This window comes from Streptomyces sp. NPDC048257 (genome assembly GCF_043201855.1).
Classification (GTDB): Bacteria; Actinomycetota; Actinomycetes; order Streptomycetales; family Streptomycetaceae; genus Streptomyces.
Map to the genome: position 1 here is coordinate 564,187 of NZ_JBICZI010000003.1, position 26,529 is coordinate 590,715.

At 72.2% G+C, this 26,529-nt stretch carries 21 protein-coding genes and 1 pseudogene; 8 read left to right on the forward strand and 14 right to left on the reverse strand.

Annotation, left to right across the window (positions count from 1 at the left end; translation table 11 throughout):
- Positions 1-35: 35 nt before the first annotated feature.
- From ACGFZK_RS10315 to ACGFZK_RS10330, 4 genes and pseudogenes are all read right to left on the reverse strand, one after another.
- Positions 36-269: a hypothetical protein gene (locus ACGFZK_RS10315; RefSeq protein ID WP_393848420.1), complete on the reverse strand. Its 234-nt coding sequence runs from the start codon at positions 267-269 to the stop codon at positions 36-38.
- 182 nt (positions 270-451) lie between these two features.
- Positions 452-2,548 carry a SpoIIE family protein phosphatase gene (locus ACGFZK_RS10320; protein WP_393848421.1) on the reverse strand — a complete coding sequence of 699 codons (2,097 nt, stop codon included), beginning with the start codon at positions 2,546-2,548 and terminating at the stop codon, positions 452-454.
- 106 nt (positions 2,549-2,654) lie between these two features.
- Positions 2,655-3,167 (reverse strand): annotated as a pseudogene (locus ACGFZK_RS10325) (ATP-binding cassette domain-containing protein); the annotation flags it as partial.
- Positions 3,168-3,483: 316 nt separating this feature from the next.
- The gene (locus ACGFZK_RS10330) at positions 3,484-4,269 is read right to left on the reverse strand and encodes a type 1 glutamine amidotransferase domain-containing protein (RefSeq protein WP_393848422.1); all 786 of its coding nucleotides are present in this window, start codon (positions 4,267-4,269) and stop codon (positions 3,484-3,486) included.
- Between the two features lie 187 nt (positions 4,270-4,456).
- Here ACGFZK_RS10330 and ACGFZK_RS10335 point away from each other — a divergent pair, with 187 nt between their 5' ends.
- The 3 genes from ACGFZK_RS10335 to ACGFZK_RS10345 all read left to right on the forward strand — a co-directional run bounded on the left by ACGFZK_RS10335 (position 4,457) and on the right by ACGFZK_RS10345 (position 8,963).
- Positions 4,457-5,539 carry an AraC family transcriptional regulator gene (locus ACGFZK_RS10335; protein ID WP_393848423.1) on the forward strand — a complete coding sequence of 361 codons (1,083 nt, stop codon included), beginning with the start codon at positions 4,457-4,459 and terminating at the stop codon, positions 5,537-5,539.
- Positions 5,540-5,633: 94 nt separating this feature from the next.
- On the forward strand, positions 5,634-7,964 hold the full coding sequence (locus tag ACGFZK_RS10340) for a macro domain-containing protein (protein ID WP_393848424.1): 2,331 nt from the start codon (positions 5,634-5,636) through the stop codon (positions 7,962-7,964).
- Positions 7,965-8,039: 75 nt separating this feature from the next.
- Positions 8,040-8,963: an alpha/beta fold hydrolase gene (locus ACGFZK_RS10345; RefSeq protein WP_393848425.1), complete on the forward strand. Its 924-nt coding sequence runs from the start codon at positions 8,040-8,042 to the stop codon at positions 8,961-8,963.
- Here ACGFZK_RS10345 and ACGFZK_RS10350 read toward each other — a convergent pair.
- Positions 8,914-11,694, reverse strand: coding sequence for a BTAD domain-containing putative transcriptional regulator (locus ACGFZK_RS10350; RefSeq protein WP_393848426.1), 2,781 nt, complete (start codon positions 11,692-11,694; stop codon positions 8,914-8,916). The two genes, ACGFZK_RS10345 and ACGFZK_RS10350, sit on opposite strands and share 50 nt — an antisense overlap.
- A 267-nt stretch (positions 11,695-11,961) precedes the next feature.
- Here ACGFZK_RS10350 and ACGFZK_RS10355 point away from each other — a divergent pair, with 267 nt between their 5' ends.
- Entirely contained in the window at positions 11,962-12,387 is a 426-nt protein-coding gene (locus tag ACGFZK_RS10355; protein ID WP_393848427.1) for a hypothetical protein, read from the forward strand.
- A 144-nt stretch (positions 12,388-12,531) separates the two neighbouring features.
- Here the strand turns inward: ACGFZK_RS10355 and ACGFZK_RS10360 are convergent, their stop codons facing one another.
- The 3 genes from ACGFZK_RS10360 to ACGFZK_RS10370 all read right to left on the reverse strand — a co-directional run bounded on the left by ACGFZK_RS10360 (position 12,532) and on the right by ACGFZK_RS10370 (position 14,971).
- Positions 12,532-12,957, reverse strand: a complete 426-nt coding sequence (locus ACGFZK_RS10360; RefSeq protein WP_393848428.1) for a subtilase-type protease inhibitor — start codon at positions 12,955-12,957, stop codon at positions 12,532-12,534.
- Positions 12,958-13,294: 337 nt separating this feature from the next.
- Positions 13,295-14,299, reverse strand: coding sequence for a HEAT repeat domain-containing protein (locus ACGFZK_RS10365; RefSeq protein WP_393848429.1), 1,005 nt, complete (start codon positions 14,297-14,299; stop codon positions 13,295-13,297).
- Positions 14,300-14,302: 3 nt separating this feature from the next.
- The gene (locus tag ACGFZK_RS10370) at positions 14,303-14,971 is read right to left on the reverse strand and encodes a HEAT repeat domain-containing protein (RefSeq protein WP_393848430.1); all 669 of its coding nucleotides are present in this window, start codon (positions 14,969-14,971) and stop codon (positions 14,303-14,305) included.
- Positions 14,972-15,161: 190 nt separating this feature from the next.
- On the opposite strand from ACGFZK_RS10370, the gene ACGFZK_RS10375 reads away from it, so the two are divergent.
- The 4 genes from ACGFZK_RS10375 to ACGFZK_RS10390 all read left to right on the forward strand — a co-directional run bounded on the left by ACGFZK_RS10375 (position 15,162) and on the right by ACGFZK_RS10390 (position 20,709).
- Positions 15,162-16,727, forward strand: a complete 1,566-nt coding sequence (locus ACGFZK_RS10375; protein ID WP_393848431.1) for an oleate hydratase — start codon at positions 15,162-15,164, stop codon at positions 16,725-16,727.
- 34 nt (positions 16,728-16,761) lie between these two features.
- Positions 16,762-17,562 (forward strand): VOC family protein, encoded by an 801-nt coding sequence (locus ACGFZK_RS10380; protein WP_393848432.1) that lies wholly within the window; start codon positions 16,762-16,764, stop codon positions 17,560-17,562.
- Positions 17,563-17,750: 188 nt separating this feature from the next.
- Positions 17,751-19,940 carry a catalase/peroxidase HPI gene (gene katG / locus ACGFZK_RS10385; protein WP_393848433.1) on the forward strand — a complete coding sequence of 730 codons (2,190 nt, stop codon included), beginning with the start codon at positions 17,751-17,753 and terminating at the stop codon, positions 19,938-19,940.
- Positions 19,941-20,103: 163 nt separating this feature from the next.
- Positions 20,104-20,709 (forward strand): hypothetical protein, encoded by a 606-nt coding sequence (locus ACGFZK_RS10390; RefSeq protein ID WP_393848434.1) that lies wholly within the window; start codon positions 20,104-20,106, stop codon positions 20,707-20,709.
- Here ACGFZK_RS10390 and ACGFZK_RS10395 read toward each other — a convergent pair.
- The 6 genes from ACGFZK_RS10395 to ectA all read right to left on the reverse strand — a co-directional run bounded on the left by ACGFZK_RS10395 (position 20,684) and on the right by ectA (position 26,415).
- The gene (locus tag ACGFZK_RS10395; RefSeq protein WP_393848435.1) at positions 20,684-21,313 is read right to left on the reverse strand and encodes an ABC transporter permease; all 630 of its coding nucleotides are present in this window, start codon (positions 21,311-21,313) and stop codon (positions 20,684-20,686) included. The genes ACGFZK_RS10390 and ACGFZK_RS10395 overlap by 26 nt on opposite strands.
- 133 nt (positions 21,314-21,446) lie before the next feature.
- Entirely contained in the window at positions 21,447-22,919 is a 1,473-nt protein-coding gene (locus ACGFZK_RS10400) for an MFS transporter (protein WP_393848436.1), read from the reverse strand.
- Positions 22,920-23,037: 118 nt separating this feature from the next.
- Entirely contained in the window at positions 23,038-23,940 is a 903-nt protein-coding gene (gene thpD / locus ACGFZK_RS10405; protein WP_393848437.1) for an ectoine hydroxylase, read from the reverse strand.
- A 62-nt stretch (positions 23,941-24,002) separates the two neighbouring features.
- Positions 24,003-24,407, reverse strand: coding sequence for an ectoine synthase (locus tag ACGFZK_RS10410; protein WP_393848438.1), 405 nt, complete (start codon positions 24,405-24,407; stop codon positions 24,003-24,005).
- Positions 24,408-24,516: 109 nt separating this feature from the next.
- On the reverse strand, positions 24,517-25,785 hold the full coding sequence (gene ectB, locus ACGFZK_RS10415; RefSeq protein WP_393848439.1) for a diaminobutyrate--2-oxoglutarate transaminase: 1,269 nt from the start codon (positions 25,783-25,785) through the stop codon (positions 24,517-24,519).
- Positions 25,786-25,854: 69 nt separating this feature from the next.
- On the reverse strand, positions 25,855-26,415 hold the full coding sequence (gene ectA, locus ACGFZK_RS10420) for a diaminobutyrate acetyltransferase (protein WP_393848440.1): 561 nt from the start codon (positions 26,413-26,415) through the stop codon (positions 25,855-25,857).
- Between the last annotated feature and the right edge of the window lie 114 nt (positions 26,416-26,529).

The following is a 26,529-nucleotide window of genomic DNA, read 5'->3' on the forward strand; positions in this document are numbered from 1 at the left end:
CGCTGCCGGCAGGCGGGCCGTGGGGAGGACTCGCGTCAGTTGTCGACGGGGTCGGGCAGCCGGCGGAGTTCCAGCAGAGCCACCGTGATCTTCACTGCGGTGGAAATCGTCAGGGCCTGGAGAAACGGCATACCCATCAGCCACAGGGCCACCATCATGACGGTGAGCACCAGGAACGCCGGTAGCAGGTTGGTCCGCCTGATCGCGGTCCGCAGGTGTCCGGCTCGGTTCCGACGCCGGTCCACCGTATCGATCGGGCGCGCGGCCACGCCCTCCTCCTTGGCATGCGACATCGCTGCTGCCCTTTCCTCGTGCTCGTCTCCGAAGAACGAGCCTCGGGTGCGCCCCGGCGGACTGCCACCGCTGCCACCCGCCCCGCCGCCATCCGCCGTACAGGTTCACCTCACCGGCCCAGGAGGACCCGTCCGCAGGGTGCCGACGTCGTAGGAACCTAGGGGGCGCCGCCTATGGGCTGCTCCGTCCAGATGGTCTTCCCTGTACTGGTGAACCGGCAGCCCCAACGGTCGGTGAGCTGGGCCACGAGGAACAAGCCGCGCCCGCCCTCGTCCGTCTCCCGGGCACGACGCAGGCGCGGCTGGGTGCTACTGGGGTCGGACACCTCACAGACGAGCACGCCCCGGTCGCGGATCAGCCGGAGCCCGACCGGCTCGCCCGCGTAGCGGATCGCGTTCGTGACGAGCTCGCTGGCGACGAGTTCGGTCACGAAGCCCAGTTCGTCCAACTGCCAGTCGGACAGTTGGCCCACCACCCGCTCCCGAGCGTGCGCGACGAGAGAGAGGTCGGCTGCGAACTCCCACTCGGCGATCTGATCGGGCGAGAGCGCGTGGATGCGGGCGAGCAGCAAGGCGGCGTCGTCGACGGGTTCTTGGGGCCGCACCCCGTCGAACATGCTCCGGCTGATCTCGTCGAGCGGCCGGCTCGGGTCGGCTCCGGCGAGCGAGCCCCTCAGTCTCTCCATCCCTTCCTCGATGTCGCCACCGCGGCTCTCCACTAGTCCGTCCGTGAAGAAGGCGAGCAGACTGCCGGGCTGCACGCCGAACTCCGTCACCTCGAACGGCACTCCGCCCACCCCCAACGGCGGCCCCGGCGTCACGCCGAGGAGGACCGGCTCGCCGTCCGGCGGCAGAAGGACCGGCGACGGATGTCCCGCGGCGGCAGCGGCGCACTGCCCCGTCACCGGGTCGTAGACGGCGTACAGACACGTCGCTCCCAGCACCGCCGGCTCCGAGCGCGAGTCCCGCTCCGAGCCCTCGGAGCGGGACTCGCCGGCCATCTGCTCGTCGGAGAAACCGAGCACCAGGTCGTCGAGGTGCGTGAGGAGCTCACCCGGATCCAGATCGAGGTCGGCCAGGGTCTGCACCGCGGTCCGCAGCCGCGCCATGGCCGCGGTGGCCTCCAGTCCGTGTCCGACGACGTCCCCGACGACGAAGGCCACGCGCAACGACGACAAGGGGATCACGTCGAACCAGTCCCCGCCGACCCCCACACCACCGCCCGCAGGCTGGTACACCCCCGCCGTGTCCGCGGCCGCCACGTCCAGGGCGGAGTGCGGCAGCAGGCTTCGCTGCAGGGCCAGCGCCGACCGGTGTTCCTTGGTGTAACGGCGCGCGTTGTCCACGCCGAGTGCGGCCCTGGAGACGACGTCCTGCAGCAGGGCCGCGTCCTCCTCGCCGAACGCGGAAGGCAGCTGACTGCGCCAGACCGTGACGCAGCCGAGCACCAGCCCTCGCGCGTAGAGCGGCATCGCTATGGAGGAGTGGGCTCCGCTCGGGACGAACAACGGCAGGGTCTGCGGATCCACGCCGAGCTTCGCGTGCAGGACGGCCACGTCCGGCACCAGCACGGGCAGCCCCTGCATGAGGGGGCGCATCAACGTACTGTCCGTTACGGGAGGAAGCGCCTCTCCCACCGCCAGCAGGTCCTCGGCGGATATCTCCGGGCTCTGCGCGGCAGCGGTCCTGCGCAGGCGGACGTCGCCGCTGGTGTCGAGGTGCGGGGGCTCGTCGCCCACCAGCACCTCCTCGGCGATGTCCACGGTCGCCAGGTCGGCGAAATCGGGGACGAGCAGATTCACCAGGGTCCCGGCCGTCTCGATCACGTCCAGCGAGGTGCCGATGCCCGCGGCGGCGGCCTGGGAGAGCCCCGTCCGGCGTCTCCACGCATCTCGCTCGGCCGCCTCAACCGCCGTTTCCGCCGGGGTGACCAGGACGAGCCACTGCGCTTCGGTGCCAAGGCCGTCCGGAGTGTGAGCCGCAAGCGGGACGACCGTGCAGACCAGCGGGACCTTCTGACCGTCATGATCGCCATCCGGAACGGTCACCGGGTGGCCGGCCGGTCCCGCATCCGTTCCGGCCCGCGGCAGCATCCGCAGCAAGGGCGCACAGGTCCGGCCCGGCGAGCATTCCAGCAGCGTCGCGGCCCACTCCGAACGGGCGATGACCACGCCCTCGTCGTCCAGGACGACCGCTGCCGTGTCGCTGACGGGGGCCGGGGCCGGCCCCCGGCCGCGATGCTCCGGTTCACGCATGTCGCCTCCACGCACCGTGACCTTCAGTATCGTCCGCGAGGGAAGACCCGGCGACCCGCAGCACGCGCCTCGCCGGGCGGCCCCTCCCCCTACGGGCCGGTGGCGCTCAGCGGTCGTGGCCGCGGCCGGACCGGGCCGCCCAGCGGCCGTCGTGGCGGCTGACCTCGATCGGGCGACCGAAGCACGCGGTGAGCAGGTCGCCGGTCAGGACGGCGGCGACCGGGCCCGCCGTGTGGACGCGGCCCTCGCGCAGCAGCAGTGCGTGGCTCGTACTCGGGGCCAGTTCCTCCGCGTGGTGGGTGACCGTGACGGTCGCCAGGTCCGGACGCTCGACGGCGAGTCGGTGCAGGGCGTCGATCAGGTCCTCGCGCGAAGGCAGGTCGAGCGCGTTGAACGGCTCGGCGAGGAGCAACAAGGACGGGTCGGCGATGAGCGCGCGAGCGATGAGGATGCGGGCCCGTTGGCCGCCGGAGCACACACCGTACGGTCTGTCGGCCAGCTCCTTGCAGTTCATCTCGGCGAGGCGGTCGCGGGCGCGCTCGCGGGTCCGCGCGTCGTACGTGCGCCACAGCGGCTGGACGGTCCCGGTCGCGCCGGTCAGGACGGTCGCGAGCGCGGTCTCGTTGGCGTCCCGCCTCCGGGACGTCGAACCGGCCCTCACCGGAGTCCATGATCCCTCGATCCAGGAGGCCGGGAGATCAAGACTAAGGGCTGTCCCGTAATCCCCGGTGGATCAGCGCACGGCGTCAGATGCGGTGCATCGCAAGGCGGAGGAGCGTCCTCATACTGTGCGTATTCGGGCGTTCCGACAACGCAGCGAGGTGCCGTAGCTGTCGTCGTGCGCCCGCCGGGGATTACGGGACAGCCCTTAGGCCGTGGCGTATGACTGCGGGCGGCCTGCACGGTGGCGACCGCCGCTGCTGCGCCATGCCACGTCAGTTCCCGCTCTCAGGGGTGGACGGTGCGGGGGTGCGCCGGTGTGAGCGGACCAGCTCGAGGTAGTCCGCCGCCAGCCGGTGGCAGTCGCCGGGCCAGCGGGCGGAGACGTAGTTGCCGTCCCGCACCGTGAATCCGCGGCCGGGGCGCGTCGCGGTGTCCCGGACGGGCAGCGGCGGGCCTGCCAGGAAGTGGCCCGGATCGGCGAGGGCCGCGGTGACCTCCGCCTGGACGGTCGCCGGATAGGTCCGGTAGTAGCGGCCCAGCCACAGCCGGGTCAGGTTCCAGGCGGTGAGTTCCAGCAGCGAGGTCAAGGCCGTGGTCCGCCGCCCGTACAGCACCGACCGGCCGGTCGCGGGGTCCTTCGCGCGGGCCGCCAGCAGCACACCGTGGCACACCGCCCCCACCGGCAGCCCCACCAGGAAGACCCGTGCGAACAACCGCTGCGCGGTCGCGTCCTCCAGCAACGTACGCATCCCCCGGGCGTGGCCGCCGGGCACGAACAGCCCCGTCAGGCACGCCGGGTCGACCTCGGCGTACGACAACGGGGCGCGGAACCACGCGTCGTCGGTCAGTCTCCGGTAGGCAGCCAGCTCGGCGCGCCGCGTCATCAGCCACGGGGACAGCCAGGAGAAGCCGGTGTCGGTGAGCCGGCGGTCGGCCGGCGCGACCCGCCCGTCGGGCGTCGCGAACCGCACGTCGTACCCGGCGTCCCGCAACGCGGCCCAGGGCACGGCCGCCTCGGTCGGGTCGTAGCCGGACGAGGGCAGCAGAAAGACGATCAAGAGGGTGCTCCTTCGGATGCGCATACCGCGAACTGCCTGCCTGTCCGCGTGCCGGTCTGCCGCAACGGGCAGCCCGACCCTAGGAGCGCCGCCGGCCCGGGTCATTGACCCTGGCGGCCACCTCGTTGACTCCCCGGCCCCCCACAGCCGGTTGACTGCGGAACACCCCCGGCATTGACTGACCGCCATGCCCAGCATCGAGCCGTCCACCGTCGCCGCGTGCTACGCGCGCGCCGTCCTGAACGCGACGACGGACGGCGCCGATGCCGTGTCCGGTCCCGGCGCCTGGGCCTCGCCCCGGGACCGGCTCCCCTTCACCGAGGTGCGCGCCCTCTGGGACACTCTGATCGGCGGCAGCACCGGTGACGGCGGCGCCGACGGCGGTCCGGGGGCCCGTGGTGGCGACCCGCACGCCGGTCTCCGCGTCGGGGACGGGATCAAGCCGGGCAGCCTGCACGTCCTCGGCCATGTGGTCCTCACCTGCGCGAGCCTCGCGGAGGCCGCCGAAGCGGCGGTCCGCTACCACCCCTTGGTCAGCCAGGCCGGTACGGTCTCCCTGCACCGCGGCGGCGAGGCCACCCGTATCCGCTACCGGCCGACCGTCGACCCCGCCACCATGCACCCCCAGCAGGTGGAGGCGGTCGTCACCGGCATGGTGCGGGCCGCCCGCTGGATCGCCGGGGACGACTGGGCGCCCCTGTCGGTGTCCTTCACCCACGCCCGTACCGGCTCCGCCGAACCGTACGCCCGGATCCTCGGCTGCCCCGTCGGCTTCGACGCCCCCGGGAACGCGATCACCGTCGGCAACCGCGACCTCGACCGGCCCCGCGCCCCGCACGACCCCGAACTCGGCGCCCTGCACCGCGCCTACGCCGACCGGCTGCTCCGCGAACTGTCGGCGTCCGTGACCCTCGCGGAGCGGGTCCGCCAGTGGCTGGACCACGCCCCGCTCGACGGCACCGGCCCCGCCGACGCGGGCAAGGGCGTCCACCTCAGCCCCCGCACCCTGCGCCGGGCCCTCCAGGAGGAGGGCACCTCCTGGAGGGCCCTTCTCGACGCCGCCCGGCACCGGCGGGCCGGCCGGCTGCTGGAGACCACGGACCTGCCGCTCGACCGGATCGCCCCCCTCGTCGGCCTGAGCGGAGCCACCGCCCTGGTCCGCGCGTTCACCCGCTGGGAGGGCATCACCCCCGGCACGTACCGGGCCCGGCACGCAGGCCCCGTACGGGCCGCCGGCGGCGACGGCGGCCGCGCGTCCGCGGAGTCGTGAGCCCAGGTCACCGTCCGTTTCCCGGAGCTGCGTTGTCAGTGGTGGCGGCTAGGTTGGAGGTGTTGCAAGGGCCGTTTCCGACAAGGAGTGGACGATGACCGAGAGCAGTACTCCGCCCGCGCTCAGGGTGGTGCTGACAGACGTCAACGAGCGTGTGGTGGAGGCGTGGAGGGCGGCGTTCGCGGACACCCCCGGCATCGAGATCCACAAGGGCTCGATCCTCGACGAGGACGTCGACGCCTGGGTCACCCCGACCAACTCCCGTGGCCGGATGGACGGTGGGGTCGACGCCGTCATCAAGCGGCACCTCGGATCCGGCATACAGGTACGTGTACAGCGGGCGATCCGCGACCGCTTCGCCGGTGTCCTCCCGGTGGGCAGCGCCGTCTGTGTCCCGTCGGGGGCGACCGTTCCCCGGTACCTGATATCGACGCCGACCATGGTGCAGTCCTCGCAGAACGTGAGCGCCACGCTGAACGTGGCCCTGTCGTGCGCCGCCGCGTTCCAGGCCGTCCACCGGCAGAACCGGAAGGTGCCGGGCAGCATCCGCTCGGTGGCGCTGGTCGGGATGGGTGCACAGACCGGCCGGGTCCCGGCCCGGGTGTGCGCCAACCTGATGTGGACCGGCTACACGCTCTTCCACGACCACTGGTTCGAGGACGACGACGAACTGCGCGCCACGATCATCACGCAGCTGAACGGCATCGAGAACGCGCCGGTCGAGGAGCGCGTGCGCATCGTGCCGCCGAAGGCCTCAGCCCCTGTCCAGCCCGCCGGCCACCCCACCGGCCACGTCCCTGCCGCGACCACGACGACCGGAGGCCCTTCTCCCGTGACCGACGCGACCGATCCCCTGGCCCTCACCGAACTCTTCGACGGCGGCGGTGAGCCCTGGCTTCCGCTCCTGAAGCCGGTCATCGAGGCGCAGCCGAACGCCGGCGGGTTCATCGGGAAGGGGCGCAGCCCCGAGGTCGTGCCGGTCCGTGAGCTGACCTTCCAGGCTCTCAAGCCCCATCCCCCGCACAAGTGGAAGGTCGTCGTCTTCGGCCAGAACCCGTACCCGCGCCCGGAGAGCGCGACGGGCATAGCCATGTTCGACAACACCTTCAACGACTGGAAGGACAGTCAGTTCGGCAGGGTCGTCAGCATCCGCTGCATCATCAAGGCGGCGGCGATGTGGAAGTACGGCATAGCCAAGAAGACTCCGATCGCCGACGTTCGCGCGCTGTTGAAGGAGCGGGACACCGTCCAGCCGCCGGAGTGGTTCCAGGCGATGCTGACGCAGGGCGTACTGCTGCTGAACGCCTCGCTCACCGCCAGCGGCGACGGGGCGATGGGGGCCGACCAGCACACGGCGTTCTGGCGGCCCGTCGCCGAGAGGATCGTCGAGGAGATCCTCAAGGCCAAGCAGGACGCGGACGAGGACGACCGCGGGGTCGTGTTCGCCTGGTGGGGGGCGCACGCGCGCAACCTGAAGAAGGTCGTCCTGCGGCTCCAGGAGAAGTACCCGGACGTCGAGGTGCGGCACATCGACCACGCGAACCCGGCGGCGCAGGGCGACATCTTCTGCGAGGGCGACCACTTCGCCATGGTGAACGAGGCCCTGGCGTCGCTGGGCGCCGACGGCGTGGACTGGCTGCCGAGCAAGGGCTGGAACGCGGGCGCGGCCGGCGGCGGCGGTGCGGACGGTGGCGTCGCGGCGCGCATGGGCGCCTTCATCGAGTCGACCATGAACCTGCACCAGATGTATCTGGAGCGACTCACCAGCGTCAAGGACGAGGGCCTGGTCCTCCCCGCGATCACCGGTGTGTTCGATACCCCGCTGATGGACTTCCAGGACGCCGTGGCACCGGTCGCCGAGGCGCTGGCCGGGCTGGCGAAACACATCGACCGGTCACGGGACTTCGGCAAGCGACGGGCGGACGAGGCGGCCGGAGGGCCGTCCGCCGACGCGATCTCCGCGCTCTACCTCTACACCTGCGAGTCCGCCTTCTACCGCGAGATCAACGCCGTCCTCCGCTCGCCGGACCGCACCAGGGTCACGCCCTACCTGCCGTACCTGCGGCTGCTGTTCTCGGCGGTCTCGGGGCTGCCCGCCCACACCCAGCCGCTGTGGCGCGGTGTGTCGCTGGACCTGCGGGCGCAGTACCCGGTGGGCCGGACGGTCACGTGGTGGGGCGTCTCCTCGTGCACCTCGGAGCGGAACGTGGCCCGGTCCTTCCTCGGCAGCCGCGGCAAGCGGACGCTGTTCGAGGTGACGCCCGCCCAGGCGGTCGGGATCCGGAACTTCTCGGCCTTCACCGGGGAGGAGGAGTACATCCTCGCGCCGGGCACGCAGCTCAAGGTGACGGACGTGACGAGCGAGCGCGGCGGACTGTGCACGGTCAGGCTGACCGAGGTGGACGCCGCACCCCTCGTGTCCTGAACCACGCACTGGCGGGGACGGCCCGCAGCCCAGGGCCGGATGGCGGGGCGGCGGACCGCGCGGGAGGCTGGGGGTATGCGATGGCGTGCGCCCGGCCGGATGGCAGCTGCGGTGGTGGCCGTCCTGCTCATGACGGCCACCACCGGACCGGGCACCGGGGACTCGGGCGACTCCGGGCGGCAGGTGGACATCGGCGGCGGGCGGAGCCTGTACCTGCAGTGCTCGGGATCCGGCAGCCCCACCGTGGTGCTGCTGTCCGGGCTGCACGAGGCCTCCGACCCGTGGTCGCTGACCGACACCACCCCGCCGGTGCCGAAGACCCCGGCGGTGCTGCCCGGCGTGGCCGCGTTCACCCGTGTGTGCACCTACGACCGGCCCGGCACCATCCGCTACACCCAGCCACCGACGCTCACCACGCGCAGCACGCCCGTGCGCGGCACCCGGCCCTTGGCGGCCATGGTCCAGGACCTGGACCGGCTGCTGTCCGCCGGGCGCGTACCGGGTCCGTACCTGCTGGTGGGGCACTCCTTCGGCGGGATGCTCGCCCTGCGGTACGCACAGGCGCACCCGGAACACGTCCGCGGGCTGGTCCTGGTCGACGCGCTCGGGCCCGGGCTGAAGCCTGCGATGGGGACGTACTGGGCGGCGTACGTCGAGGCGTTGCGGCACCCCGGGACACCCTTCGACGCCGACCCGGCCTTCGAGCAGGTCGACATCGACGGCGGGGTCGGGGCCCTCGACGGCGGCGGGCCGCTCCCGGCGGTCCCGGTCGCGGTACTCAGCAAGACCGCGCCGTTCGCAGCGCCCGCCACCATGTCCCGGGAGCTCCTCGCCCAGCTGGAAGCGGCCTGGCCCAAGGCCCAACAAGCACTCGTGAAGATGCGGCCGCAGACCCCGCACCTCCTGGCGACCGGCAGCGACCACTACGTCCAGCTCCATGACCCGGACCTCACGATCGCGGCGATCCGTCTGGTAGCGGACCGGAGCGGCACCCGCTGAGAGGGGAGGGCGCGCAGGGCCCCCTGCGCGCCGCCACCCTCCACGCCAGCCCGTCCAGTGCCACCCGCGCGGCGACCTCGCCCTCCTCGTAGGCGCTGGCCCGAGCCTCCCGGATGGCTTCGGAGAGCTGTCGCACGGCCTCATCGGTACGCCCGACGGCGGCCAGCGCCTCACCGTGCAGGGTGCGCAGCACCACCCGCCGGGGGGCCGCCAGCGGAGGCGCGGCAAGAGCCAGGCCGCGGACGGCGTGTGCGGCGGCGTCGGCGGCGGCTCCGACCGACAGCAGGTGCTGGGCGAGGTGCTGGTGCGCCAGGGTGACCGTCTCCGTGAGGCCCTCCCGCTCGGCCAGGGCGAGGGCGTCGGCCAAGAGGCCGCCGGGCCGCTCGCGGTCCCCGTGCCGCATGAGCGCGACGGCCAGGTTGATCCGGGCGACCGCCTCCCCGGCGACGTCCCCCGCCCGCACGGCGAGGTCAGGGGCCCGCTCCAACCGCTTCAGCGCCTCCTCGGGCCTGCCCTCCTCGGACAGCACCCAGCCGAGCAGCGCCAACGCCCGGGACTGGGCCGCCGGATCACCGTCCAGTTCCGCGGACGCCAGGCCCTGCTCGATCAGTGGCACCCAGCCGTCGCGGGCCTGCCACACGATGAGCGGCCACTGGAGCAGGACGAGCCGCCAGGCCCGGTCGTGGAGGCCCGCCGCGACAGCGGCCCCGACCGTGGCCCGCAGGGTGCCGCGTTCGGCGGAGTACCAGGCGAGCGCGCCCGTCCGGTCGGCGAACCGGCGGGTCTCGGCCGATCGCCGTGCCCCGGGAGGCAGTGCGCAGCACGGCTCGCCCCCGGGCTCCGCGGCCGCGCACGCCCCGAGCAGGGTCTGCACCCAGTGGTCGAGCAGCCGGAGCAGCCCCCCGGGTTCGTGGTCGGGTGCCAGGCTGCGCGCGAAGAGGCGTACCAGATCGTGCAGCACGTAGGACCGTGGGCCCGTTTCGACGACCAGCTGGGCCGAGGCCAACTGGTCCAGCGCCAGGGCGGCCTGGGACGGCGGGCAGTCGGCGAGCGCGGCTGCGGTGCCGGTGTCGAGGGTGGCGCCGGTGTGCGGGCCGAGGTGGTGGAACAACCGCCGTGCCGGTTCGGGCAGGTGCTGGAGACTGAGGCCGAGCGCTGCGGCGACGCCGGTGTCCTCCGCCCTGAGCAGGTCTAGCCGGTGCTGCTCGTGGGCGAGTTCACCGGCGAAGGAGGCCAGGCCCCGGTGCGGACGGGTGGCGAGCCGGGCGGCGGCGACGCGCAGCGCGAGCGGCAGTCCGTCGCACAGGCCGGCCAGTCGCGCGGCGGCCTCCGGTTCGGCCGCCACCGATTCCGGGCCCAGTACGGCGGCCAGCAGCGCCGTCGAGTCCGCGGCGGGTAACGCGCCGACCGTCACGGGGCGGGCGGCGTCGGTGGCCACCAGGCCGTCGAGCCGGTCGCGGCTGGTGACGAGGGTGACGCAGTCGTCCCCGCCGGGCAGCAGCGGGCGGATCTGCCCGGAGTCGAGGGCGTTGTCCAGGACGACCAGCAGGCGCCGCCCGGCGGTCAGTTCGCGGTAGCGGGCCCCGAGGGCGGCGGGCGCGCCCGGCATCCGCTCGACCGGGACGCCGAGCGCGAGCAGGAACTCGCGGAGCACGGCGCAGGTGTCGCGGGCCGGGGTGGGGCTGAAGCCGCACAGGTCGGCGAAGAGCGTGCCGCCGGGGAAGTCGGCGCGGCGGCGGTGCGACCAGTGCACGGCGAGCGCGGTCTTGCCGACGCCGGCGCTGCCCGTGAGGGTGACGACGGGGCCCGGCGTGGCGGTCGTGATGCGGTCGAGGGCGGCGAGTTCGTCCTGCCGCGCGATGAAGCCCCGCGGCCGGCGGGGCAGCAGTTCGGGTGTGGCTGCGGGCCCTACGGCGGGCTCGTGCGGCGTGGCGGCCGGCGGCCGGGCTGTCGTGTGGCCGGCGGTCGCCGGCCGCCTGCCGTTTGCGGGGTCGGCGCGCAGGAGGGTGTCGTACGCGTCGGTGAGCACGGCCGCGGGGTCGACGCCGATCTCGTCGGCGAGCAGTTTCCGCGTGCGGTGGAACCAGTCCAGCGCGTCCGCCTGCCGGCCCGCCCGGGCCAGGGCCAGCATCAGCTGGGCCACGAGCGGCTCCCGCAGGGGGTGCGCGGCGGCCTCGGCGTGCAGCACGGTCGCGGCCGCGGTGTGGTCGCCCAGTTGCCCGTACGCGCGCGCCAACGCCTCGACGGCCGTCAGACGCAGCTCCTCCAGCGCGTGCGCGGGGGCCTCCAGCGGTGCGCTGTGCACGGTCCCGGCGAACGCCGGTCCCTGCCACAGCCCCAGTGCCTCGCGCAGGAGTGCAATGGTCTCCCCCGGTTCCGTGCCCTGCCGGACGAGCCGGAGCGCCTCCTCGAAACGGTGGGCGTCCACGAGTGCTTCGGGCACGCGCAGCCGGTACGCCGCTCCCTGGGTGAGGAGTTCCACGCCGTGTGCGGCCGCGTCGTGCTGTGCGAGGACCGCCCGGAGCCGGGAGACGTGTCCCTGCAGCACGGTGCGCGCGTGCCTCGGCGGCTCCTCGTCCCACAGCGCCTCGGTGAGCCGGTCGACACCGACGGGCACGTTCGGGTGGGCCAGCAGCATGGCCAGCAGACTTCGGCGTTTGGCGGGGCCGAGCGGGAGCGGACCGCCGTTCGCCGTCGTCACGGAGACCGGCCCCAGCACGCGGAACTGCACAGATCCCACCCTTGTCGACCCGTACCGCTTCGTACCGTTCTGTTCCTCTGGTGACAGCCCCTGGCCGAGGATAAGTCGGATTGTTCCGGCGCCGTCAGTACGGCCTCGGCCCGTCGCCGGGAGGCGAGGCCGAAGGCGAGCGTGCCGGGGGGTGAGGCCGGCGGCGGCGCCGGCGGAGCGTTAGCGGGCCGTTAGAGCTTCGTTGGCGGCCGCTGGAAGTCTTCGGACCGTCAAGTCGTTCCGTCATCCCGATTGGGGAGTACACACATGACCTTGGCCATCCTCCGCCGGTCCGCCCTCGCGGTCACCACCCTCGCGCTCTCCGGGGCCGCCCTCGCCGGCCTCGCCGCCGCCCCGGCGCAGGCGGCGGCGCCCGCCGCCGCTGCCGGCTACTGTCACGTGTCCGGTCTCGGTGGTGACTACGTCTGTGAGTACGGCGAGGCCTGGATGACGTACCCGGCGGGAAACCGTCAGGTTTTCGTCATCGGCACCGACTTCGCGGTGTGGACCCGCTGGCAGTACGCCGGGGGCTCCTGGAGCGACTGGACCTCCATGGGCGGCACCGTGCGCAGCGGAGTCCGCATCGAGGGCAACAACACCTGGAACCCGACCATCTCGATCGTCGGCATGGACGGTGAGCGCTGGTCCCGGCACCGCCTGAACAGCGGCAGCTGGACCCCCTGGCAGAACTGACCCGCCCGGGCCCACCGGGGCCGGCCGCCACCCCACAGGGCGGCCGGCCCCCTCCGCGCTCGCGATCGCGCCCGGCTGGTCCGGCGCCGGAAGCCGGGGTCGCGTGGTGGCACGGTGGCGCGGTGGCGCGGTGGCGCGGTGGCGTCAGAAGGCGTAGACGGCGTTGCCGTTCAGGGTCGCGGACATCACGCACGCGTTGGAGAAGGTGTGCTTCCACGCGACGCGGTCACCCTGCCACACGCCGTCCGCGGTGACGGTGACGGGGGCGTAGTTCCTCGGACACGCGCGGTCCGGATTCGGAGCGGCCAGCAGGCGGTTGAACTCGCCGCCGGTGGCGTTCAGGGCGTCGCACGCGGCCCTGGGCGCGGGGTGCGTGCCCTCGGCGGTGTAGGCGCAGCTGAGGGTGACCGCCCGCAGGGCCGTGCCCGTGGCGGCGTCGTCCCCCTGGGCGATGGTGAAGACCAGGGCGGAGGGGCCGTACAGGCTCGCAGGGCTCGCCTCCGCCAGGCCCGTGGCGCCGGCGAAGCAGAGGAGAGCGGCGGCGGAGACGGTGGCTAAGCGGTGACGCATGAGAAGACTCGCTTTCAATTCGAAGGCTGCGGGGCAGGCCGAATCTGCGATGCAGCGCTGAAGTGAGGCTGAGCCTGCCAGACACGAAGGCGTGCCGCACATGAGCGATCGATTTACGGACACCTCGTTCGGATATCGGGCACCAAACGGGTGTTCGTGCAGCTCCGGCCGGATACCCGCAGGCCCGCACCGTGCCGGTGCACGGCACACCGGCCCCCGTGACGCGCCGCTCCGCACCCGCGGCCCAGGTGACGGCCACTCTCGGTTCACCGAACAGCCTCCCAGAGTGACCGAATCGATGCGGTGACGAGCCCGCAGCGCACCCTCCGCACGGCCGTTATCGCGCCTCGCGGAGCGTCAGGACGTACCGCGCGGTCAGCGCGACGGCGGGATCCTCGTCGCGCGACAGCTGCGCGAGGGCGTGCGAGGCCGTGGCTCCCGGGATGTCCGCGAGCGCCTGTGTCAGCCGTCGCCGGGCGGGCGCTCCGTCGGGGCCGTGCGGGAGACGGCCCACGAGCGTGGTGGCGATCGGATCGGCCGCCGCGGGGCGGCTCGCCAGGGCGCTCAGCGCGTCGGCCGCGTCGACGTCGTTCGTCCCCTCGACGACCATGTCGACGAGCGTCGGGACCGCGTCGGTCTCTCCACGCGCTCCGAGCGCGAGGGCCGCCTGCCTGCGGACCACGGCGTCGGAGCTCGTGAGGGCGCCCTGCAGCAGGGCGCTCCCCCGCTCGTGCGGGATCTCGGCGATGGACCGGACGGCCCGTTCCCGCACCGCGGCCACCGGTGAGGCCAGGCCCTCCGCCAGCAGTTCCAGCGCGGCCCCGCCCGATTGGGCCAGGGCCCAGCGAAGGGCACCGGCCACGTTCGCATCCGCCTCGTTCAACGCCGCCTCGACCAGTGCGTCCACGGGTACCGGCACCTCTTCGCTCGAGGACAACGCCGCGCGCTGGCGTTTCGCGGCGCTCTCCGAGCCCAGCGCGTGCAGGAGCGCCACGGTCTGGAGGACGTCCTCCCAGTCGGCCGGTTCCGCGGCGCCGATCCGGCGCAGCCGCGTGAGCAGCGCCGTCTCGACGGCGATGCGCTCCTGCGTCTGGCGGACGAGCCCGTCGACGAGTTCCGAGGGCCTGAAGCCGGGGTCGTCCAGGGCGCGCGCGACCTCACGCAGTGTCAGCCCCAGCGAGCGCAGGCTCTCGACGTGGAAGATCCGCCGGATGTCCTCGCCGGAGTACTCGCGGTAGCCGGACACGGTGCGTCCCGTCGGCCGCACCAGGCCCAGCGAGTCGTAGTGCCTGAGCATGCGGGCACTGACTCCGGACCGCCTGGCCACATCACCGATCAACACTGATTACGCTCCTCCTGGCCGGTCCTGCAGGGCCGCAACGCGCTTCGCCTCCTCGATCGCGAACTCGAACCCGGCATCCGGGTCGCGCAGCAGCCGTTCCGTCGCGTCCGCATGATGACGCACGTGAGGGGCGGCATCCGTCATCGCTGCGCTCAGGGCCGGAAGTGCCGCCTCGCCGAGGGCGATCAGCGCCCGGCTGAGGCTCAACTGCATCTCGCGCCCGCCCCGCCCGAGGTGTGTCACCAGTGCTCCGGCCAGTGCGGGCTCCCCGCCCTCGGGCACGAGCGCCACCGCCGCGCGCCAGGCAGTGCGCGCCACCTCGTCGTCGCCGTCGGACAGGAGCGCCGGAGTGATCGCCGGCCACGCCCGCCGGTCGCCGGTCTTGGACAACGTGTGCAACGCCTGGCTCCGTGCCTGCGGCCGCTCGGAACGGAGCTCGTCGATCAGCCGCGGGACCGTGAGGGACGCCGGGTGACGGGTGAGTGCCCACGTCAGCATCTCGCGTACGGAGAACTCGGGCTCGATCGAGCACCGCTCGACGAGCTTCCCGACCGCACGCGGGTCCGGGTTCGAGCCGATCGCCATCGCCGCCCTCAGCCGCACCGAAGCGCGGCCGTCCTCCAGCCCCTGGAGCGCTCTCACCGTAGGGGTGTCCTGTTCCGCAGTGGTCATCGCCACCACCTCCTCGACCGCAGTGAAGACCTTGTCATCGTGTCAAGGTCAAGAGCGGCCGTGCCTCGAGCTCCCGGCCCCTCCCAATGGCGCACCCGGATTGCGGCCACCCCACAGGGGGTGGTCGGCTGGCGAGGGGACCGTGCGGCCGACCGGGGCCGGCCCGGCCCCCGGTGAGCGGAGACGCGTCGTGGCCAAGGCCTATCTCGTGGGTGCGGGCATCGCCTCGCTGTCGGCGGCCGCGCTGCTGATCCGGGAGGGCGGGTTCGCGGGCGGGGACATCACGGTCGTGGAAGCCCAGAACCGCACCGGCGGGAGCCTGGACGCGGCGGGGGGCCCGGAGGCCGGCTACACGATGCGCGGCGGGCGGATGTTCGAGCTGCACTTCGAGTGCACCTACGACCTGTTGCGCTCCATCCCCTCCCTGGACCCGCCGGACACCTCGGTCACCGAGGACACCTTCGCCTTCCACGAGGACTTCGCCTGGAACGACAAGGCCCGCCTCGTCGACGCCGCCGGCCGCCGGGTCGACACCCGTTCCATGGGGTTCTCGGAGCGCGACCGGCTCGACCTGGCCGCGTGCGTGGCCATCCCCGAATCGCGCCTCGACGGCAAGCGCATCTCCGACTGCTTCGCTCCGGAGTTCTTCACCACCAACTTCTGGTACATGTGGTGCACGACCTTCGCCTTCGAGCCCTGGCACTCGGCGATCGAGTTCCGGCGCTACCTCAACCGGTTCGTCCACCTCTTCAAGACCTTCGACGCCATGTCTGGCATCTACCGCACCCGCTTCAACCAGTACGACTCGATCGTGCGCCCGCTCCAGGCCTGGCTGCGCGGCCAGGGCGTCACCTTCGAGATGAACACCACGGTCACGGACGCCGAGTTGGCCGACGGAGACGGCATCACCGTCACCTCCCTCACCTGTACGCGCGACGGCGGGGCCGAGCGGATCCCCGTCGCCCCCGAGGACCTGGTGTTCGTCACCAACGGTTCGATGACCGCGAACTCCTCCCTCGGATCGACCGACGCGGCCCCCGTACCGGACACCTCCGCCCCCGACGCCTCGTGGCGCCTGTGGCACACCCTGGCGGCCAAGCGCCCCCACCTGGGCGACCCTTCGGTGTTCGACTCCTCGGTCCGGGACTCCACCTGGGGATCATTCACCGTCACCACCGGGGATCCGGCGTTCTTCAAGGCCATGGAGGAGTTCTCCGGCAGCGAGGCCGGCAAGGGCGGGCTGATCACCTTCAAGGACTCCCGCTGGCTGGTGACCATCGTCCTCAACCACCAGCCCCACTTCCACGACCAACCCGAGGACACCTACGTCTGGTGGGGCTACGCCCTGTTCCCCGACCGGACGGGCGACCACGTGGGCAAGACCATGGCCGAGTGCACGGGCCGGGAGGTCCTGACCGAGGTGCTCGGGCACCTGCGGCTCGCGCAGAGCGAGCAGATCCTCGAGTCCTCGATCGTGCGGCCGGCCCTGATGCCGTACATCACCAGCCAGTTCCTGGTCCGCAAGGCCGGCGACCGACCCGAGGTCGTACCGGCCGGGTCCACCAACCTGGCCTTCATCGGCCAGTACGCCGAAGTCCCCGACGACGTGGTGTTCACCGTCGAGTACTCGGTACGGACCGCCTGGACCGCCGTGGCACGACTGCTCCACCTGGACCGGCAGCCCCCGCCGGTCCACAAGGGCGGCCACGACCCCAAGGTCCTGCTCGAAGCCCTGCACACCATGCACCGCCGCTGACCCCCGAACCAGGACCTGCGAAAGGAACACCCTCGTGATCACCACCGACTTCGTGCCCGGCTCCCCCTGTTGGCTCGACCTCGGCGCCCCCGACGTCCCGGCCGCCGCCGCCTTCTACGGCGCCGTCCTCGGATGGGACTACGAGCCCATGGGCGAGGGCGAGGACATGGAAGGCGGCATGTTCCGCAAGGACGGCAAGATCGTCGCCGGGCTCGGGAAGCTCACAGAGGAGGGCGCCCGCCCGGCCTGGATGATCTACCACAGCGTCGCCGACGCGGACGCCGCCACCCAGGCGGTGGAACGCGCGGGCGGCACCGTTCGGGTGGCTCCGAGGGACCTCGACGAGTGGGGCCGGATGGCGCAGTACAGCGACCCGCTGGGGGGACAGTTCGCCGTCTGGCAGCCGGGCCGGGACACGGGCGTCGAGCTGGTGGACGCGCCGGGCTCGCTGTGCTGGACCGAGCTGTACACGAGTGACGCCGCGGCCGCGAAGGAGTTCTACGGCGGCGTCTTCGGCTGGCAGTTCCGCGACATGGGGATGCCCGGCGGCGGCGGGGGCACGTACACCCTCATCACTCCCGCCGGGCTTCCCGAGGAGCGCATGCACGGCGGTCTCATGGAGCTGCCCGCGGAGCACCTCTCCCTCACGAACGGACGGCCGTACTGGCACCCCGTCTTCGCCGTCGCCGACTGTGACGCGGCCGTCGCCAAGGTCACCGGGAACGGCGGCACCGTGCAGATGGGCCCGCAGGACGCGGAAGGCGTCGGCCGGCTCGCCGTCTGCCTCGACCCGTCGAACGCCGACTTCGTGGTACTCGCTCCGGTCAGCGGCTGAGCCGTTCCGCGCTCACTCCGAAAATGCGGCGCTCTGCGTGTTCTCGTAGGAGGGAGCCCTCCGGTGCGCGACCATACGGACGCGCCGACACACGCTCGTTCATCGGCGTCGTTCGCTTCTGAAAGTCAGACAGTGTCACGAGCAAGCAGCCAGCAGATGGAAACAGCGACACAGGAAGAAGGACGGACGTGTCCGGCAGCGACAGCGAGAACCCGGTAATCCCTGCCCCGACCCCCGCGCCGACTCGCCCCAGGTCGAATCGGGACTGGTGGCCGAATCAGCTGGATCTCCAGGTTCTCCACCAGCACTCCCCTGCGGCGAATCCGATGGGCGAGAGCTTCGACTACGCGGAAGAGTTCGCGACCCTGGACCTCGACGCTCTGAAGCGGGACGTCTTCGAGGTGATGACGGCGTCGCAGGACTGGTGGCCCGCGGACTACGGCCACTACGGGCCGCTCTTCATCCGGATGAGCTGGCATTCCGCCGGGACGTACCGCATCGCCGACGGCCGGGGTGGCGGCGGAGCGGGCGCCCAGCGGTTCGCGCCCCTCAACAGCTGGCCGGACAATGCGAGCCTCGACAAGGCGCGCCGTCTTCTCTGGCCGGTGAAGCAGAAATACGGTCAGAAGATCTCATGGGCGGACCTGCTGGTTTTCGCCGGCAACTGCGCCATGGAATCCATGGGCTTCAAGACCTTCGGTTTCGCTTTCGGGCGGGAGGACATCTGGGAACCCGAGGAGATTTTCTGGGGGCCCGAGGACACCTGGCTCGGAGATGAACGCTACAGCGGTGACAGGGAACTCACCGGTCCTTTCGGAGCCGTGCAGATGGGCCTGATCTACGTCAATCCGGAAGGGCCCAACGGCAACCCGGACCCGATCGCCGCCGCCCGGGACATTCGCGAGACGTTCAAGCGCATGGCCATGAACGACGAGGAGACGGCCGCGCTCATCATCGGCGGCCACACGTTCGGCAAGTGCCACGGCGCGGTCGGTGCCGAATACATCGGTCCCGAGCCCGAGGCCTGCCCCATCGAGCAGCAGGCCATCGGCTGGAAGAACACCTACGGCAGCGGCAAGGGCGCCGACGCGCTCACCAGTGGGCTCGAGGGCGCGTGGACCTCCGAGCCGACGAAGTGGGACAACGGGTACCTGGACAACCTGTTCAGGTACGAATGGGAGCTGACGACGAGCCCCGCCGGTGCGCAGCAGTGGACTCCCACGGATCCTGCGGCCCAGGGCACCGTGCCGGATGCCCATGACCCGTCCAGGAAGCACGCTCCGATGATGCTGACGACGGACCTGGCGCTGCGCATGGATCCGGTCTACGCACCGATCGCGAAGAGCTTCCACGAGAACCCGGACAAGCTCGCGGACGCCTTCGCCAAGGCGTGGTACAAGCTGTTGCACCGTGACATGGGTCCGCTGTCGCGTTACCTCGGCCCGTGGATCCCCGAACCGCAGCTCTGGCAGGACCCCGTCCCCGCGGTCGACCACGAGCTGGTCTCGGACGAGGACGTCGCGGCCCTCAAGGCCACGATCCTCGCCGCGGGGCTGTCCCTCCCCCAACTGGCCGGCGCCGCCTGGGCGTCGGCGTCGAGCTTCCGCGGCACCGACAAGCGGGGCGGGGCCAACGGGGCACGGATCCGACTCGCGCCGCAGAAGGACTGGGCGGTCAACGACGTGCCCGAGGTGGCCGAGGTGGTGCAGACCCTCGATCGGATCCGGCAGGACTTCAACGGCTCACAGACCGGCGGAACGAAGGTCTCGCTCGCCGACCTGATCGTGCTGGGCGGATGCGCGGCGGTCGAACAGGCCGCGAAGAACGCCGGGCACGACATCAGGGTCCCGTTCGCACCGGGGCGTACGGATGCCTCGCAGGAGCAGACCGACGTGGAGGCGTTCGCCGTACTCGAGCCCAAGGCGGACGGATTCCGCAACTACCTCCGGCCAGGGGAGAAACTGTCCCCGGAGTCCCTTCTGCTGGACCGTGCCAACATGTTGACCCTGACCGCACCCGAGATGACGGTCCTCGTCGGCGGTATGCGGGCCATGAACACCAACTTCGGGCAGTCGGCGCACGGCGTCCTCACGGACCGTCCGGAGGCGTTGACCAACGACTTCTTCGTCAACCTGCTCGACATGGGCACGGAGTGGAAGGCGTCGGACGCGGCGGAGAACGTGTTCGAGGGCCGGGACCACGCCACGGGCGACGTCAAGTGGACCGCCACCGCGGTCGACCTCGTCTTCGGTTCGCACGCCCAGCTGCGCGCGCTCTCGGAGGTCTACGCGTCGAAGGACGCGGGCGCGAAGTTCGTACGCGATTTCGTCGCCGCCTGGGACAAGGTGATGAACCTCGACCGGTTCGACCTCGCTTAGGCCGTCCCCCTGTGGGCCGGTCGGCCGTACGACGGCCGGCCGGCCCCTCCGGGTCAGCTGCGCCAAGCAGCTGCCTCATGCAAGGCCCGTTCGCGCGCCCCTTCGCAGGGAAGTCTCCCTGCAGACCGGAGACCGGCCTCTTCACCCGAACGGGAGCCCGCCGATGCGCCTCTACGCCCAGACTCCAGCCCGCCGGAACCGCCAGGTGCTCGCGGACCTGATCGCCGTGGTCCTGGTGGCCGCCGCGGTGTGGTTCGCCCTGGCCGTCCACGAAGCGATCATGCTGCTGGCCGAGCCGGGGCGGCGGGTGGAGAGCTCGGGCGACAGCCTCGCCACCGAACTCGACAACGCCGGTGAAGCGGCCTCGAACGTGCCGTTCGTCGGCGACCTCCTGAAGAAGCCCCTGCAATCCGCAGCCGACGCCAGTACCGGCTTCGCCGACGCCGGGCAGTCGCTCCAGGACGCCGTCAGCCAGGTGGCCACCCTGACCACGGCGGCTCTGATCGTCTTCCCCGTGGCCGTCGTACTGCTGCTGTGGCTCCCCGCACGCCTGCGCTGGATCCGGCGCAGCAACACCCTGCGGCACCTGTTCGCCGCACCTGGGGGCGCCGACCTGCTCGCCCTGCGCGCCCTCACCGGCCCGCTGGGCGACCTCGCCGCGCTCCCGACGCCTGCGGGCGGTTTCGCCGACGCCTGGCGCCGCGGGGACGAGCAGGTCATCGGCGAGCTCTCCGAGGTGGCGCTCAGGCGGGTCGGCCTGCGGCCCTGACGAGGGCCTGGAGGCGGCGGTGTTCGAGGGCCGCGGCGAGGGCGTAGGCGCCGCCGCCCGCGAGGGCGAGGGCCCAGTAGAGGCCGGGGGTGGTGAGCAGGAGCGCCGCCGTGGAGGTCAGGGCGAGCCAGACGCCGAGCCCGTAGTGCAGCAGGTTGCCGCGTACGGCGCCTTCGGCGAGGTAGAGCAGGCCTACGACGAGTCCGGAGCCGGCGGGCCAGAGGACGGACTCGAGTTCCGGCAGGTCGAGCGCGGAGGTGAGGCCGCTGATGGCGAGGAACAGGGCGGTGAACCCGACGATCCAGGCGGTGCCGAGCAGTCTGCCGGAGAGGATCTGCGGTGCGGTGGCCCCGCGCTGGGCCCGCAGGGCGGCGACGGTGGCCAGGACGATGCCGGCGGCGAGCCCTGCGGCGAGCAGCGTCATGGGCAGCCAGCCGGGCAGGTCGAGCAGGCCGGCGTCGCCGTGGGAGGCCGCGGCGGCGCCGTGGCCGAGCACGTAGGCGAGTCCGAAGCTGAGGTAGGCAGCACGGTTGTCGACCTCGTGCGGGTGACGGGCGGGGTGGGCAGGGGCGGTGGGCGGCGAGACGGTCGTGTGACTGGACATGGTGGACGACTCCATCCGGGACGGCGGGAAGGGGAGGCGCCGCACGGCGACGGCGGCGCGGGAAGGCGTGGCTTCGGCAGACCGGTGAGCGAGCGGCCGTCGGCGCCGGACCCGTGGTCCGGCTGCGCCGCGTCTACGGAAGGGGCGCTGCCGCCGATCCGGGCGTGGCGGGCCGGCGGACGCCGCGGGGGCGGCGGATCGCACGGGTGAGCAGCACGGCGAGGACCGCGGTGGCGGCCAGGACGGCCGCGGAGACCGCGAAGGCGGCCCGGTAGCCCGCGGTGAGGGCCTCCAGCGGAGCCTCGTGAGCGGATGCGCGGGCCGTGACGGATCCGGCCAGGGTGGCGAGCGCGGCCAGGCCGATCGCACCGCCGACCTGGCGGGTGGTGTTCACCAGCCCGCCGGCCAGGCCCGCGTCCTGCCGCGGGACGCCGTCCACGGCGAGCACGGTGAGCTGGACGAAGGCGACGCTCAGGCCGAGACCGACCAGGACGCTCGGACCGAGGGCGTCGACGAGATAGCTCCCGTCCGCACGCATCTGAGCCAGCCACAGCAACCCCCCGGCCTCGGCGAGCAGGCCTGCGGTCAGGGTCGCCGGGGCGCCGATGCGGCCGGCGAGACGGGGTGCCACGACCGCGCCGATCATGTTGGCCACGGCGAGCGGGAGTTGGCCCGCACCGGTGGCCAGGGGGCTCATGCCGAGGACCTGTTGCTGGTAGAGCGGCAGGAAGAAGAAGAGCGCGATCCACACGGAGCCCAGCAGCGCCATCAGCAGGTTGCCCGCAGCGACGCGGCCGGTCGTGAACAACCTGGGCGGTATCAGGGCGTCCGCTCGGCGGCGCTCGAGCAGGACGAAGAGGACGAGCAGCACCCCGGCCCCGAGGAGGGCGGCCACCACGCCGGCGTCCGTCCAGCCGGCGGCGCGTGCGGTGGTCAGGGCCCAGACCAGGCAGGTCAGGGCGAGGGTGACGGCCACGGTACCCAGCAGATCGAAGCGCCCGGCTCCACGGGCGGCGGTACGCGGCACGAGCATCGCCACGGCGGCGAGGACCAGCGTGGTCCCGAGCGCGACGGCGTGGAAGATCCAGGGCCAGCCCCACGCCTGGGTGAGCACGCCGCCGAGCAGTACGCCGCCCGCTCCCCCCGCGCCGGAGACGGCGCCCCACACCCCGAGGGCTCTGCCGCGACCGGGACCGGGCGGGAACAGGTCCATCGTCAGGGCGAGGGCGGCCGGGGCGACGGCGGCGGCGCCGGCACCCTGCACGGCGCGGGCGGCGATCAGCAGGCCCGGGGAGCCGGCCAGGCCCGCCGCCAGCGAGGCCCCCGCGAACACCGCGAGGCCGGCGATCAGCACCCGGCGGCGGCCGAGCAGGTCACCTGCCCGGCCGCCGGCCAGGAGCAGCGCCCCGAATGCCAGGCCGTAGGCGTTGACCACCCATGTGGTGCCGCCGTCCGACAGGCCCACTCCGGAACGGATCTGCGGCAGGGCCACGTTCACGATCGAGGTGGCCAGCATCACGGTGAACTGCGCTGCGGCCAGCGCCGCGAGTGCGGCTCCCGGGCGGGCCGGGGCGGCGGGCCCGTCCTTCGTGCGTCCAAGTTTCATGGCGCACAGCCTCGTGTCGGGCCGCGTCCACATTCCAGGCCCTGCGGGGGCGTTCACTGTCCAGTCGTGTCCGCCCCTGTCCACTCGGCCGCGCCGCGCCCGCGCGCGGGTGCGTGCGTCAGGGCAGCGGGGTGTAGTCGCGCGAGGCGATGAAGGACGGGCGCCGGACCGGCGCCGCGAAGGGTTCCACCGGCAGGTTCTCCACGCTGTTGAACACCAGGAAGACATTGCTGCGCGGGTAGGGGGTGATGTTGTCCCCGGAACCGTGCATCGCGTTGCAGTCGAACCAGGTCGCCGATCCGGCCACCCCGGTGAACTGCTGGATCCCGCAGGCGGAGGCGAACCGGGTGAGGGCCTCCGGGGTGGGCGTTCCGGCGTCCTGCATCTGCAGCGACTTCTTGTAGTTGTCCTTCGGCGTCGCACCCGCGCAGCCGAGGAACGTCCGGTGCGAACCCGGCATGATCATCAGGCTGCCGTTGGTCGAGTGGTTCGGCGTCAGGGCGATGGACACCGAGACCGTCCGCATCCGCGGCAGGCCGTCCTCGGCGTGCCAGGTCTCGAAGTCGGAGTGCCAGTAGAAGCCGCTCGCGCCGAAGCCGGGCTTGGCGTTGATGCGGGACTGGTGGACGTACACGTCGGAACCGAGGATCTGCCGGGCCCGGTCCGCGATCCGGGGATCGGCGGCGAGCCGTGCGAACACCTCGCTGATGCGGTGGACCTCGAAGACCGAGCGGACCTCGCCCGAGCCGGGCTCCACGATGGCCCGTTCGTCGGCCCGGACGGCGGGGTCCGTCACCAGCCGGTCCATCTCGGCCCGGTACTCCTCGACCTCTTCGGGGCCGATCAGCTGCTCGGCGGTCAGGAAGCCGTCGCGTTCGAAGCCTTCCAGTTCACGCGCCCAGAACGGTCCGGGGGTGCCGGGTTCGGACCACACGACGGGGTCCTTGCGCCCGATGAGGACTTCTTCGGAGCCCCGGGTGGGGTACAGGTCGGCGAGGGTGCGTTCGGTGACAGTGGTCATGGCGGTGCTTGCCACTCCTCTCGGTTTTCGGTGGGTGCGGACCGGGTCGGACGGCGGGTCGGTCAGACCGGATCCGGTTCGGTGAGCAGCGGGTACACGCCGTTCTCGTCGTGGTCCTCCCGGCCGGTGACCGGCGGGTTGAAGACGCACAGGCAGCGGAACTCGCGGATGACGCGCAGGGTGTGGCGCTCGTGGCCGTCGAGGACGTAGACGGTGCCGGGCGTGATGGTGTGCCGCTCGCCGGTCTCCTCGTCGGTGAGTTCGGCCTCGCCCTCGACGCACACCACCGCCTCGACGTGGTTCGCGTACCACATGGACGTCTCGGTGCCGGCGTACAGGACGGTCTCGTGGAGGGAGAAGCCGACGCGTTCCTTCGCCAGGATGACGCGCTTGCTCTCCCAGGTGCCCGACGCCGCCCTGACGTGGCGGTCGGTGCCCTCGATGTCCCGGAAGGATCGGACGATCACGGTGGTGCTGCCTTTCGTGGTGTCGGATGGTGTCTGATGGCGTCGGATGGTGTCGGGTGGGTTCGGACGGGGTCGGATCGGGTCGGGTGGTACCGGCGGGTGCGGCGGGTCAGCCGGTCTCGCGGACGGACCGCGCGAGGATGTCGAGGCCCTCGTCGAGCTCGTCCGCCGACACGGTGAGCGGGGGCAGCAGCTTGACCACCTCGCTCTCCGGGCCCGAGGTCTCGACGAGGAGGCCGTGCTCGAACGCCCGGTGACACACCTCGGCGGCGCGTTCCTTGCGGGTGAACTCGAGGCCCCACACCATGCCGCGGCCGCGGTACGAGGCGCCGTCCCGCTCGTGGTCCGCGCAGAGGTCGACGAGCGCCTGCTCGATGCGGTTGCCCTGGACGCGGGTGCGTTCGCGCAGGACGCCGTCGCGCCAGTACGTCTCCAGTGCGGCGGTCGCCGTGACGAAGGCGGGGTTGTTCCCGCGGAACGTCCCGTTGTGCTCCCCGGGCTCCCAGATGTCGAGCTCGGGCTTGAACAGGCAGAGCGACATGGGCAGTCCGTAGCCGCTGATGGACTTGGAGACGGTGACGATGTCGGGGGTGATGCCCGCCTCCTCGAAGGAGAAGAAGTCGCCGGTGCGGCCGCAGCCCATCTGCACGTCGTCGACGATCAGCAGCATGTCCCGGCGGCGGCACAGGTCCGCGAGGCCGCGCAGCCACTCGGCGCGCGCCACGTTGACGCCGCCCTCGCCCTGCACCGTCTCGACGATCACGGCGGCGGGGTTGTTGAGGCCGGATCCCTGGTCCTCCAGGAGCCGCTCGAACCAGAGGAAGTCCGGAACTACGCCTCCGAGGTAGTTGTCGAAGGGCATGGGCGTGCTGTGGACCAGCGGGACGCCGGCGCCGGCGCGCTTGAAGGCGTTGCCCGTCACGGCGAGCGAACCCAGGGACATGCCGTGGAAGGCGTTCGTGAAGGAGACGACCGCTTCGCGGCCCTTGGCCTTGCGCGCCAGCTTCAGCGCCGCCTCGACGGCGTTGGTGCCGGTGGGGCCGGGGAACATCACCTTGTACGGCAGGCCGCGGGGGGCGAGGACGGTGGAGTGGAAGGTCTCCAGGAAGGCCCGCTTGGCGGTCGTCGACATGTCCAGGGCGTGCGTGATGCCGTCGCGTGCGACGTAGTCGAGCAGCGCCTGTTTGAGCACGGGGTTGTTGTGCCCGTAGTTGAGCGAGCCCGCGCCGGCGAAGAAGTCCAGGTAGGCGCGGCCGTTCTCGTCGTAGAGGCGGCTTCCCTGCGCGCGGTCGAAGACGACGGGCCAGGCGCGGCAGTAGCTGCGGACCTCCGACTCGACGGTGTCGAAGACGGTCGGGATCGGTGCTGTCGTGGTCAAGGGGGACCTGCCTCTCCTGCGGTGTCCGGTGACGGACGATTGCGAACGTGATCGGTGGTCGGTGGTCGGTCAGTGGGCCAGGGGCGCTATGCGGTGCAGCACCTCGGCGTCGTGGTGCCCGGCGCCGCCGGGGAAGTGCTCCACGGCGAAGAGGACCTCCCGGGCGAGGTGGGCGCCGTGGCGTTCGGCGTAGGACGCGAACAGCCGCTCCGACGCGGTGTTCCCCGGGCTGATGGTGGTCTCCAGGGCATCGAGCACGTGCTCGGCGGCGACCCGTGCGGTGAGGTGGTCGAGGAGGTATCCGGCGACCCCCTGCCCGCGGACGGCGGCGTCGACGGCGACCTGCCAGATCAGCAGGGTGGCCGGGGCGTCGGGGCGCAGGTATCCGGTGACGAAGCCGACCGGCCGGCCGTCGCGGTCGCGGGCGACGGCGGAGGTGGCGGCGAAGTCCCGGCACCACAGCAGGTAGCTGTAGGGGGAGTTGACGTCCAGGGTCTTCGCGTCGCGGGCGATGCGCCAGAGGTCGGGGCCGTCGGAGACGTCGGGGCGGTCGGCCCGGATTCCGGGTGGGGTCGTCGTGGGGGTGGGGGTTCGGGAACGGGTGGCCAGGTCTGCACGAGCAGCGGTCATGCGGGCCGAAGCTACCGATCATCGGCCGAAAAGACATGCCGGTACGGGGTTCCGCAGGCGATGCGTCCGTGTTATCCCACAACGCCGCCCGGGCGGCCCAGACCTCTGCCAGCC

What these genes read in the sequence shown, in the direction of transcription:
- ACGFZK_RS10320 (WP_393848421.1), bottom strand. Translation starts at nt 2,548, where the DNA reads ATGCGTGAACCGGAGCATCGCGGCCGGGGGCCGGCCCCGGCCCCCGTC.
- ACGFZK_RS10335 (WP_393848423.1), top strand. Translation starts at nt 4,457, where the DNA reads ATGCCCAGCATCGAGCCGTCCACCGTCGCCGCGTGCTACGCGCGCGCC.
- ACGFZK_RS10340 (WP_393848424.1), top strand. Translation starts at nt 5,634, where the DNA reads ATGACCGAGAGCAGTACTCCGCCCGCGCTCAGGGTGGTGCTGACAGAC.
- ACGFZK_RS10345 (WP_393848425.1), top strand. Translation starts at nt 8,040, where the DNA reads ATGCGATGGCGTGCGCCCGGCCGGATGGCAGCTGCGGTGGTGGCCGTC.
- ACGFZK_RS10355 (WP_393848427.1), top strand. Translation starts at nt 11,962, where the DNA reads ATGACCTTGGCCATCCTCCGCCGGTCCGCCCTCGCGGTCACCACCCTC.
- ACGFZK_RS10360 (WP_393848428.1), bottom strand. Translation starts at nt 12,957, where the DNA reads ATGCGTCACCGCTTAGCCACCGTCTCCGCCGCCGCTCTCCTCTGCTTC.
- ACGFZK_RS10370 (WP_393848430.1), bottom strand. Translation starts at nt 14,971, where the DNA reads ATGACCACTGCGGAACAGGACACCCCTACGGTGAGAGCGCTCCAGGGG.
- ACGFZK_RS10390 (WP_393848434.1), top strand. Translation starts at nt 20,104, where the DNA reads ATGCGCCTCTACGCCCAGACTCCAGCCCGCCGGAACCGCCAGGTGCTC.
- ACGFZK_RS10395 (WP_393848435.1), bottom strand. Translation starts at nt 21,313, where the DNA reads ATGTCCAGTCACACGACCGTCTCGCCGCCCACCGCCCCTGCCCACCCC.
- ACGFZK_RS10400 (WP_393848436.1), bottom strand. Translation starts at nt 22,919, where the DNA reads ATGAAACTTGGACGCACGAAGGACGGGCCCGCCGCCCCGGCCCGCCCG.
- thpD (WP_393848437.1), bottom strand. Translation starts at nt 23,940, where the DNA reads ATGACCACTGTCACCGAACGCACCCTCGCCGACCTGTACCCCACCCGG.
- ectA (WP_393848440.1), bottom strand. Translation starts at nt 26,415, where the DNA reads ATGACCGCTGCTCGTGCAGACCTGGCCACCCGTTCCCGAACCCCCACC.